This is a genomic window from Legionella birminghamensis (genome assembly GCF_900452515.1).
GTDB classification, from domain to species: Bacteria; Pseudomonadota; Gammaproteobacteria; order Legionellales; family Legionellaceae; genus Legionella_C; species Legionella_C birminghamensis.
The window spans coordinates 2,392,540-2,403,693 of record NZ_UGNW01000001.1 but is presented as its reverse complement, the minus strand read 5'-3'; the positions used below and the strand labels follow the sequence as shown (position 1 = coordinate 2,403,693).

Sequence of the window (11,154 nt, the reverse complement as noted above, 5' to 3'; positions counted from 1 at the left end):
TTAATTATGATTGTTGTGGGGAAAGTTGTCCAGCAATAGATCTGTTTTATTGAAAAGTGAGTGCTTGTGGCCTGCCAAGCCCCCCGTACCGCGCTTTATGCGCGGTATCGCATTACCAGGTCGCTATCGTTTCAGGGATCTGGAAACTGCAGGCTTCGGATACCTCGCCGCTATTGCAAATGACTGCGCCGGTATATTCATCCACTTTTAAAACGCCCCCTTGCCAAAGACAGCAGCCCTGGATTTTCTGCAGATCCATAATGGCATGGCGTGTACAATAGCATGCGGAATAATAGCCGTTGTTACATACATAGCGGCCTGCTGAGGAATCGCAGTATGAGATACCGCCCATATTTCCGCAACATTGATCGCAGCAAGTGGGGCAGGCAGCGGATGTATTTCCCAGACATCGGCCAGCATGGGCTAAAGACAGGCTGAATAATAAAAAAGTAAACAGGGCAAGACGAGAAACAATGTACATAAGTAGTTCCCTAAGAGCGGATTAAATCAGCATATCATAAGTGCGGGTTTGAAAAGAAGTTCTTTGAACTCAGTCACTTTCCTGGCCCAATAATAAATCCACCGACTCAATTTTCTGGAAGCGCTGCGTAATTTTTTTGGCAGATGTCGACACTTCATCAACATCCTGATGAGCCTGATCAATATGTTTTGACAGCTTATCCATCCGTTTTTCAAAGCGCTGAAAATCATCGGCAAGTGCATGTAAATGTTTTTGGATAATATGTACCTGCTTACGTGTTGCATCATCTTTGAGAACCGCTTTGGCTGTCGTTAAAACGGCCATTAAAGTTGAAGGCGAAACAAGCCATACTTTAAGTCGTTGCGACAAGGCAACCAGCTCAGGATAACTGGCATGGATTTCGGCAAAGATAGCTTCGGCGGGTATAAACATCATCGCCCCATCACTGGTTTCGCCCGGGATAATATATTTTTCTGCAATATCCTTTATGTGTTTGTTCACATCCTGGCGAAACTGTTGCTGGAGCAGTTTTTTGTCTCCTGGGGAACAATTACTGTTAATCAGCTTTTGATAAGTTTCCAGCGGAAATTTGGAATCTATGGCTACTTGCCCCGTGGGCTCCGGCAGGAAAAGAACACAGTCCGCGCGTTTTTGATTACTTAAGGTATATTGCATTTGATAATGCGTTGCCGGAAGCATATTGGCAATTAATGTATTTAACTGCACTTCACCAAATGCCCCCCGTGACCGCTTATCCTGGAGCACGTCCTGAAGACTGACTACATGGGTCGATAACTCGGTTATTTTCTTCTGGGCCTCATCAATAATGGTCAGGCGTCTTACTACATCGGTAAAAGTGGTCGACGTTTTCTCAAAACCCTCTGTCAGTTTAAGATTGACTTGCTGGGTAAGCTGCTGCAAATGGTTGCGTATTTCCTCAGTTAAGGTATGGAGATGAGAGGTAAGGGATTGAGCATGCTGGCCGAAGCTGAAATGTATTTGTTCCCGGATGTCTGCCATTTGCTGTTGAATGGTTTTGCTAATCAACTCCTGAGCACTTAATTGGTTCTGCATGATAATTTCATAGATGCGCTGCTGGCTATGCAAAAAGTTTTCGCTTATGTCCATCTCCAGTTGATGGCTCTGTTCAATCACTAACTCTCTCAGCTGGGTGACTTCATTAGTGAAGTGTTTCTGTAATTTTCCGTTTTTGCCCATGGACAGCAGCAGGAGCAGCAACTGCAGGAGATTGATAAAAACCAATCCCTGCAGAGAAAAAAAGAAGGAGAAATCAGGCATTAAAGCAACTTAAGAAATAAGGATGGGGGTATTGTACTCAAAAATCGATTTAATTTGACCATAATCAATCATTTGAATGCCTGCCAAATAAAAAGGCCCTGAGTAGCGATTAGCGAGCTCGGATGAAAAATTAAGCGTTAGCCTTGCTTTGCCTGCTTCAAGCCAGTTAGCTGACTGGGCCACTTCCACTGGAATTTTTTGGCCTTGTTTATCCGTAGCCAGCAATACGGCCTGTAAAGCATAGCGGCTGGCTGTCGCTACATTCAATTTGGCAGTATATTGAAAAGGCTGTTTGCCGCTGGGGTTTATCTCAAGCAGGGCAGCTGAGGGCAGCGAATAGGAGAATGCCGAGTGAGCCTGATATTTAAGTTGCTGACTGCCTAAAACAATGCATTCCTCTGCTTCCACATACCAATTTTCGCCCTGTGAATTGAACTCATCTGTCAGCCTGGTTTTGCCTTGGTAAACCCCTTCGCTGATTTCTTTCAGGGTAAGCGGGTATTGAGTTCCATCAGGGCTATTTAATTTAGCCTCAATGCTTTCTGCCAGTGAGTCGGTTGTGCGGATGGTCGCTATAAGTGTGTCGCCATAGCGATAAATGCTTTTATCGGTGCCGACGCTGAAATAGGCGCTGGAACCGATATCATTCACATGAATAATAAATTCATCTGCCGGCGAGTTGTTTCCCGAAGCAGTTAATAGAAACATTCCGCTTCCTAAATCGGCCTTAAGCTGTAATAAGATACCATTCTGGGGGAAAGGCGTGCCGGCAAGCGCTTCGTCCTGGGCCATCAAGCTCGCGGCTTCTTTTAATGTATAGGTTTGTTTGTCTTTTTGTATCGATAAGGCCGGTGTTAATGATTTCTTTTGTACAGGGTTTATCCTAATTACTGCACCGGCTGCCTTGGTTGGTAACTGGATTCCTTTCTGCAACTGGGCAAAACTGGCTTTAACTTGATAGGCTTTGGTTTGTTGCTCCCGCAAATCCCTTGTTTTTTCCAGGAAACGCTTATCGCTCACTGACCAGTGAGTATCCAGTGTCTGGTGAGACAATGAGGCGCAATTTTCACAGGCATAGGCACGCACCGCTTGCTCCGGAAAAGTGGCTGATATCGCCTGGGAAGCGCAGATTAATGATAGATAGAGACTGTATTTGGCTCGCATGGCTATACTCCTTGTTGCGCGAGATCGCTAATGAGAATTTGCTCCAGACCAAAACAGCTGTGCCTGCTTTGGCTATGGCTTAGCGGCGTCTGGTCTGATGTTTTTTCGGTATCAAAAAACCAGAGTGTCCCTGCAATAACCTGGGAGCTGCAATTAAGGAATCCATCTGAGCATCGCTCCAGGTAAAGCTTGGTTAATTTTAAACCAGTATTAAGCAGGTACCCATTACAATAGCTTGCACTGGAGAAGGGCGAGGCGGTGACGTCTGTACCAACAACTATTTTGAAGGGTACTGGTAAACTGGGACGGCCAGCTGCTCCCAGAAGCACTTCAGCGTTAAAGAGAGCCATATCGCCTACGCGCTGCTGCTTGACAGAATTATTACGATAACCCAATAACCATCCCACCGATCCTGTAAAGATACTTCCATCAATGACCTCATCAGCCAGCGGAGTGCCTCCGCTTGAGGGGGCTAGTGCGACAACACGGCTGATTAGCTTATGTAACTTAAGAAATCGTGCGTCATAGGTCGGGTGCGACAAGATCCACCGTATGACGTTGGCGCCATTTGAATGCGTGTAAACAACCAGTTTAGTGATTTTTCTGCTATCGATGAAACTCAGCATCTGATCCGCTGTGCAACCGGAAGCATCCTCTTCCCACATGTATTTACTGTAATCACAGGCAATCACCAGTGAATTATCAGGATTGGGCAGGCTTTGACTCATTTGACTCACAAAGTCCTTTTTCCAATAGCCGCCATCGGCATCATCGCGATGATCATTTGTACCATGTACAAAAACAATTCCCGGATTTGGAGCCGTTGTCAATGCTTGGGCAATTGTAGAGGTGATAACGAATAAAAGACCAAGTAATAAGCGGGGCAAGTCCATTTCTTTTAAGTCCTGTTTAAAAGTCTAGCAAGTATCTATATCACAGGTCATAATCAAACGACAAGCAGGTCTTGAAAAAATACAGCAATAATAATATCTAGGATAATAAGCAGGTTTTGATTATGATTAATCAAAAATTACGGTGGTTATTCAGGGTAGGAAATGAGTCTCGAAGAAGTCAGAAAAAGACTTTCATCTTTATGTGAAAAAATCAGGCTATATGATTATCAATACTATGTTTTGGATAATCCGACTGTCCCGGATATTGAATATGATCGCTGCTTCCGTGAATTGCAAGCGCTTGAAAGCGAATACCCGCAATTAATAACAGCCGATTCTCCTACCCAGAGGGTCTCTGGCAATGCCGCGCAGGTATTTGCGCCGGTTACCCATCGTAAGCCCATGCTTTCGCTCTCTAATGTGTTTAGCGCCGAGGAGCTGCAGGCATTTATTAAGCGTGTGGCTGATAATCTAGATTCCCCCGAGGAAAAGCTGGTGTTTAGCTGTGAGCCCAAGTTAGATGGCCTTGCTGTTAGCCTGACCTATGAAAACGGGATCTTGGCGACAGCTGCGACACGGGGTGATGGCGGTGTCGGTGAAAATATAACCGGCAATATTAAAACCATTGCAGCGGTTCCTTTAAGACTTATGCTGGAAAACCCGCCATCGCTGATTGAGATTCGCGGCGAAGTGTATATGCCGAAAGCAGGATTTGAAGCACTAAATCGTCGAGCCATGGAGTCTGGGGAAAAAACCTATGTCAATCCGCGCAATGCGGCGGCGGGGAGTTTAAGACAGCTCAATCCGCAAATTACCGCAAGCAGACCGTTAGCAATATTTTGCTATGGAATAGGCGCTTATGAGGGAATCGAACTGCCCGACAGCCATTATCAGCAATTACAGCTGCTTAGGGAGTGGGGGTTCAGAGTATCCTCCGAAAATCGCCAGGTGCAGGGCTTTGATGGCTGTTTTGCTTACTATCAGGAAATGCAGGCCCGGCGGGAAAGCCTTCCTTTTGAAATCGATGGGGTGGTTTACAAACTGGACAGCATCGCCTTGCAGAATGAATTGGGTTTTGTCGCAAGAGCCCCCCGTTTTGCCTGTGCGCATAAATACCCGGCCAGTGAGGAGATGACCGAAATTCTCGCCGTTGATTTCCAGGTTGGCCGCACCGGCGCTCTAACGCCCGTTGCCCGCTTGAAACCTGTTTTTGTGGGCGGGGTGACGGTCAGTAATGCCACTTTACATAATATGGATGAAATCAGGCGAAAGGGCATTTTAATTGGCGATACGGTTATTGTACGGCGTGCCGGCGATGTTATCCCTGAAGTAGTTGCCGTGGTATTGGAAAAACGGCCTGATTCTGCGCATGAAATCATTCTGCCTTCCAATTGTCCTGTTTGTGACGCTGAAGTCGTGCATGAGGAAGGGGAAGCCGTTGCCCGCTGTATGGGCGGATTATTCTGCCATGCCCAGTTAAAAGGGATGATTTGGCATTTTGCTTCACGTCGCGCCATGGCTATTGAAGGTCTGGGCGATGTCTTGATTGAGCAGCTGGTCAATCAAGAGTTAGTCAAAGATGTAGCTGATTTATACGGTTTAAGCCTGGAGCAGCTCATAGCTCTACCGCGTATGGGAAGAAAATCAGCAGAAAATCTGTTAAATGCAATCGATCGAAGTAAAAATACTACCTTCAAACGCTTTTTATATGCATTGGGAATTCGTGAAGTAGGGGAGGTCAGTGCGGGTGTACTGGCAAACCATTTTAAGGATTTACTGGAATTGAAAAATGCAAGCGCTGAGCAATTGATGGAGCTTAAAGACATAGGCCCCGTTGCTTCTCACTATATTGTTCATTTCTTCTCCCAGGATCATAATTGTGAGGTTATCAATAAACTGATTCTCTACGGTATCCATTGGCCCGAAGTTGAGAAAGAGCAGATCGATACGGATAATCCCTTTTACAATAAAACACTGGTGTTAACAGGTACTTTAAAGACAATGGGACGAGATGTGGCTAAAGCAAAACTCGAAGCGCTGGGAGCAAAGGTGGCTGGCAGTGTTTCCAGTAAAACCGATTTTCTGATTGCCGGCAGCGAAGCAGGTTCGAAACTTGAAAAAGCCCATAAACTCAAGGTCAAAGTTCTGGAAGAAGAGGAGTTTCTCCAGATGCTTAGCCAGTAACTTGTATGTTGCCCGGTTGCCCAACCGGGGTGGTCTTCAATCCGTTCCCGGTAGCAGGCAGCCGGGTTATCAGCCTGGGATATTATTTTGAGATTGTTCAGGACAATTCGACAATTAAGCTGTGCAATGATGGTATTTACCAGCAATACAGGCTATTGCCTGGTTTTAAATGATCCCTATCCTGAAACTGATTCTGGAAAGAAAATATATTATTCCTCATTCACTGAACAGCCTAAAACACTTGATCCGGCAAGATCCTATTCAAGCAATGAATATGTTTTCATTATGCAGATTTATGAACCTTTACTGCAATATAATTATTTCAAACGCCCTTATGAATTGGAGCCATTAATTGCAGTCAGCATGCCCCAACTCACTTATCTCGATAAATTCATGCAGCCTCTGCCGAATTCTGCTGCGGAAACTGCCGCATTCAGTTTGTATCGAATTGAAATAAAGCCGGGCATTTTGTTCCAGCCTCATCCGGCGTTCGCAGTCGACAAAGAGGGAAACCACCGCTATTTGTCCTTATCTGCCGATTATCTGGAAGACAATAACATCAGTCAGTTGTCTGATTTCCAATATACAGGCACACGTGAATTGATTGCCGATGATTTCATTTATCAAATCAAACGGCTTGCCAATCCTGATGTCAGTTCGCCAATCAGGGAACTGATGAGTGAACATATCGTGGGCTTTAGGGAGTTTGCCAATCAACTGCCGCCTGCAAAGGCGCATCAATTTGTTGATTTGCGAAATTATCCCCTTAGCGGTGTAAAAAAATTGAATGATTACAGTTTCGAGATTCTGGTAAAAGGATCCTATTCACAGTTTTTGTTCTGGCTGGCTATGCCGTTTTTTGCCCCAGTACCCTGGGAAGTGGATAAATTTTATTCACAACCGGATATGGATGACAAAAATCTTAGCTTTGACTGGTATCCGGTCGGCACAGGTGCTTTTATGCTAAGTGAGAATAATCCCAATCGCAAAATGATTCTGTTGAAAAACCCCAATTATCGTCCAGATTTTCACCCATCCTCTGCAAATCAGGAGGATGTGAAAAAAGGCTATACGATCAATGCTGGAAAGAAGCTCCCTCTAATAGATGCGGCTTATTTTACCCTGGAGAAAGAATCGATTCCCCGTTGGAACAAATTTCTGCAGGGCTATTATGATGCCTCGGCCATTAGTAATGAAAATTTTGATCAGACAATTCGGCTGGATACAAAAGGGAAGCCGCATTTGAGCGGGGAGATGAAAGCCCGACATTTACAGCTACAGCAAACTATCGATCCGTCCATCTATTATCTGGGATTTAACATGCTCGATCCCATTGTGGGAGGGAACAGCAAACGCGCTCGTAAACTACGGCAGGCTATTTCAATCGCTGTTAACTATGACGAATTTATTACCATTTTTTACAATGGCAGAGGCCGGGCGGCTCAGGGGCCAATACCTCCGGGAATATTTGGTTATAAAGACGGGAAAGCAGGCATTAATCCTGTTGTTTATCGCTGGGATGATAAAGAGAACAAAATGCTGAGACGGGATATCACTGATGCCAGAAAACTCATGATTGAGGCAGGATACCCCAATGGACGCGATCCTTCTACTGGCAAAGCATTGATATTACATTATGACAGCGCTGTTTCAGGCGGTCCCGATGATAAGGCACAGCTGGATTGGATGCGAAAACAATTCGCGCAAATAGGCATCGATTTGAATATCAGGGCAACCCAGTATAATCGTTTCCAGGAAAAAATAAGGGCTGGCAATACCCAAATCTTCTATTGGGGCTGGAATGCGGATTATCCTGATCCTGAGAATTTTCTCTTTCAATTATACGGTATCAACGGCAAAGTTCACTATGGCGGGGAAAATGCCGGGAATTACATGAATCCTGTCTATGATCAATTATTTGACGAAATGAAGAACCGCCCCAATGATACCAGACGTCAGGAGCTGATTGACAAGATGCTCGCCATAGTTAGGGAAGACGCTCCCTGGGTATGGGGAATTAATACGGAAAGTCTCATTCTGGCTCAGCAATGGGTGAGTCCGTGGAAGCCGAATACCATGAGTCTGGGCAACTTTAAATATGCCAGTATTGATGTGAAGTTACGCGAGAATCTGAGAACACTATGGAACCAGCCGGTGTTATGGCCAATAGGCCTTATCATTTTTGTGCTTCTGGTATTAACCCTGCCCTTGTTCTTTGCTTACTACCGTAAGGAAAAGAGTGCTGTCAGGAGATTAAAATCATGTTGATTTATCTGATTAAACGTGTTGCTTATGCACTGCCTATATTATTTGGAATCAATTTAATCACCTTTGCGTTATTTTTTATGGTCAACTCACCTGATGATATGGCGAGAATGCAATTAGGACAAAAACATGTCCGACCAGAAGCCATTGAGCATTGGAAGGCCAAACACGGCTATGATTTACCTCTGTTTTATAATACAGAGGCTTCAGGAACCCAAAAGCTCAGCCAAACCCTGTTTTATCAAAAGTCGATCAAACTATTTGCCTTTGATTTCGGTATGTCAGATGCCGGCCGCGATATCAGCTTTGATATTTCCCATCGCATGTGGCCGAGCCTTGCTATTGCAGTACCCATCCTTATATTCAGCATCTTTGTAAATATTGTTTTTGCCATGGCTATGGCTTTTTTTCGATCGACCTATCTGGATATAAGCGGTGCTGTCTTCTGTATTATCCTGATGTCTATATCCAGTTTGTTTTATATTATTGGCGGCCAATATTTATTTGGTAAATTGCTCAGGCTGGTTCCTATTTCGGGTTATGATGGCGGCTTCGAAAGCATTAAATTCATTATATTGCCCGTACTGGTTGCAGTGATTAGCGGTATCGGTTCGGGAGCGAGATGGTATCGTACCCTGTTTCTTGAAGAAATGAACCGTGATTATGTCAAAACAGCCCGCGCCAAAGGCGTTTCAGAAACAGGTATTTTATTTAAGCATGTACTGTGGAATGCCATGCTTCCCATTCTTACCGGCATTGTGGTTTTAATCCCTTCCTTATTCATGGGAAGCCTGGTTTTAGAGTCTTTTTTTGGCGTACCCGGTCTTGGGAGTTATATCATTGATGCGATTCAGCAGCAGGATTTTGCAATCGTAAGGGCAATGGTTTTTCTGGGATCGGTTTTATATATCATTGGCTTAATTTTAACGGATATTTCCTACACCTGGGCTGATCCGCGGGTAAGGTTGAGGTGAGTAAATGCTTTGGACGGATATTTTTTTTCTTGGCATGATTATCTTTGTATTTGCCGGCTTATTATGGAGTTTGAGAAAAGAGCCTGCCAGGCTGGTGTTGCGTAAGCTTTTTCAAAGGCCAATTGCCATAGCCTCAGGGATTATCCTCTTGTTTTTTTTATCCATAGCCATTCTGGACTCGATTCATGTTGAGATTACAAAAGGAAGCGAAGCGGCCAATGTGGAATCCAAAACGTTGCTCGACGCCATACTGGCTCCTCTGGATGAGGTATATGAGAATACTTATTCTGCACCAATGGCTTTGCATCTGTATACAACAGAAACCGCCATTATTGGGGATAAAATTGAGCAGATTTATCCCCGTCTTTCCTATCCGCCGGCGGCTATTCAAACGGAGCAAGAGAAAAGTAGTCTAATCTGGGGGCTAATTCTGATTGCTGGCGGCTATAGTTTATTATTCTGGGCTGGTTTCTCGTTATTATTTATTTTAGTTCGTTATCTTCAAGGTTACAGAGGGCTGCATTTTTCTCCGCGATTGGGAGTCGCTTTGGGAACGCTTTTCATCTGTATTTTTTTTAGCATTGCCAGCTATCAGTTATCGCGCCATTTTCATTTATTCGGCACGGGTAAAATTGGGCAGGATATTTTCTACTACACCATCAAAAGTATACGCACCGGACTGGTGATTGGGACGTTAACCACTTTGTTTATGCTGCCTTTAGGCATTGTACTGGGCATCGCTGCCGGTTATTTTGGTGGGATAGTCGATGATATAATTCAATATATTTATACGGTTCTAAGCTCCATACCCGGTGTTCTATTGATTACCGCTTCGGTTTTATCCATGCAAACCTATATTGCCAATCATCCCCAGGATTTTCCAACCTTGGAAAAAAGCGCTGATGCAAGACTGTTTGCCCTTTGCCTGATCCTTGGAATTACCAGTTGGACGAGTTTGTGCCGCTTATTGCGGGCGGAAGCTCTAAAGTTTCGAGAGATTGATTTTGTATTAGCGGCCAAAGTACTGGGTACCCGCACGTCAAGAATCATTTGGAAGCACCTGTTGCCCAATATGATGCCCATCGTATTGATTTCCCTGGTGCTTGATTTCAGCTTTCTGGTGCTGGCGGAAGCCGTATTGTCCTATGTAGGGGTAGGGGTTTCGCCAATGACAATCAGCTGGGGTAATATGATCAATGGCGCAAGGCTTGAGCTCGCCAGAGAGCCCTTGGTTTGGTGGCCTATCCTCGCAGCATTTGTATTTATGTTTTTACTGGTATTAGCAAGTAACCTCTTTGCTGATGCAGTCCGCGATGCCCTGGACCCGCACCAGGTGTAAACCCGGGGCAGGGTATTTGCCGGTGACGCTGGCTCGAATACCCACATTGGCGAACCGACCGAATCCCGGCGGCTGCGACCTGTCCTCTACACAATGTTTTTCCCATTTCGCATCCCCGCGGCAACGACCGCGGGGCCCATGTCTGGTGGCCGAAAATGCTCTATAAGTTTGCAATGTTGCCAAAAAATAGGGAGTAAAAAGGCACAAGACTGATACCCTCAATAGGCATCATGTGGGCCCCGCGGTCGTTGCCGCGGGGATGCGATAGCCTAATGCTTGTGTAGATAGCTATGGGGCGCAGGCGCGCGGATGCAAAGGGGCTGCGCAGCGGGAATTCGGGCCAAACAGTGCCCGGATTTAAAACAAATTATCGCCTTCTTTGCATCGAGATTTTATCCTGAAAATTAATGTATCCATTATTAAGAACACATTTTATATAATAATGAACAAGATAAGAAGAACCATGCCTTTAAAGAAAACAGTGTCCAAATGTCAAGACTGGTTCTTATCAAAAAAAGAGGTTACAATGCATTCCCGAAAATTTTATCCAAACCA

General features: G+C 44.9%; 8 protein-coding genes. 4 read left to right on the top strand and 4 right to left on the bottom strand.

Going from position 1 to position 11,154, the window contains the following annotated elements; genetic code table 11:
• Positions 1-112: 112 nt before the first annotated feature.
• From DYH42_RS10175 to DYH42_RS10160, 4 genes are all read right to left on the bottom strand, one after another.
• The gene (locus DYH42_RS10175) at positions 113-481 is read right to left on the bottom strand and encodes a hypothetical protein (RefSeq protein ID WP_058522291.1); all 369 of its coding nucleotides are present in this window, start codon (positions 479-481) and stop codon (positions 113-115) included.
• A gap of 69 nt (positions 482-550) precedes the next feature.
• Positions 551-1,780, bottom strand: coding sequence for a DNA recombination protein RmuC (locus DYH42_RS10170; RefSeq protein WP_058522292.1), 1,230 nt, complete (start codon positions 1,778-1,780; stop codon positions 551-553).
• A 9-nt stretch (positions 1,781-1,789) separates the two neighbouring features.
• Entirely contained in the window at positions 1,790-2,944 is a 1,155-nt protein-coding gene (locus tag DYH42_RS10165) for a DUF4785 domain-containing protein (protein WP_058522293.1), read from the bottom strand.
• Between the two features lie 2 nt (positions 2,945-2,946).
• Positions 2,947-3,837, bottom strand: coding sequence for a lipase family protein (locus tag DYH42_RS10160; protein ID WP_058522294.1), 891 nt, complete (start codon positions 3,835-3,837; stop codon positions 2,947-2,949).
• Positions 3,838-3,999: 162 nt separating this feature from the next.
• Between DYH42_RS10160 and ligA the strand changes: the two genes are divergently transcribed.
• The 4 genes from ligA to DYH42_RS10140 all read left to right on the top strand — a co-directional run bounded on the left by ligA (position 4,000) and on the right by DYH42_RS10140 (position 10,599).
• A complete protein-coding gene (gene ligA, locus DYH42_RS10155) occupies positions 4,000-6,021 on the top strand; it encodes an NAD-dependent DNA ligase LigA (RefSeq protein WP_058522295.1) in 2,022 nt (673 codons plus the stop codon).
• A 126-nt stretch (positions 6,022-6,147) separates the two neighbouring features.
• Entirely contained in the window at positions 6,148-8,289 is a 2,142-nt protein-coding gene (locus DYH42_RS10150) for an ABC transporter substrate-binding protein (protein ID WP_058522296.1), read from the top strand.
• Positions 8,283-9,260, top strand: coding sequence for an ABC transporter permease (locus DYH42_RS10145; protein ID WP_058522297.1), 978 nt, complete (start codon positions 8,283-8,285; stop codon positions 9,258-9,260). Before DYH42_RS10150 ends, DYH42_RS10145 begins: the two co-directional genes overlap by 7 nt.
• A 4-nt stretch (positions 9,261-9,264) precedes the next feature.
• On the top strand, positions 9,265-10,599 hold the full coding sequence (locus DYH42_RS10140; protein ID WP_058522298.1) for an ABC transporter permease: 1,335 nt from the start codon (positions 9,265-9,267) through the stop codon (positions 10,597-10,599).
• Positions 10,600-11,154 lie beyond the last annotated feature (555 nt).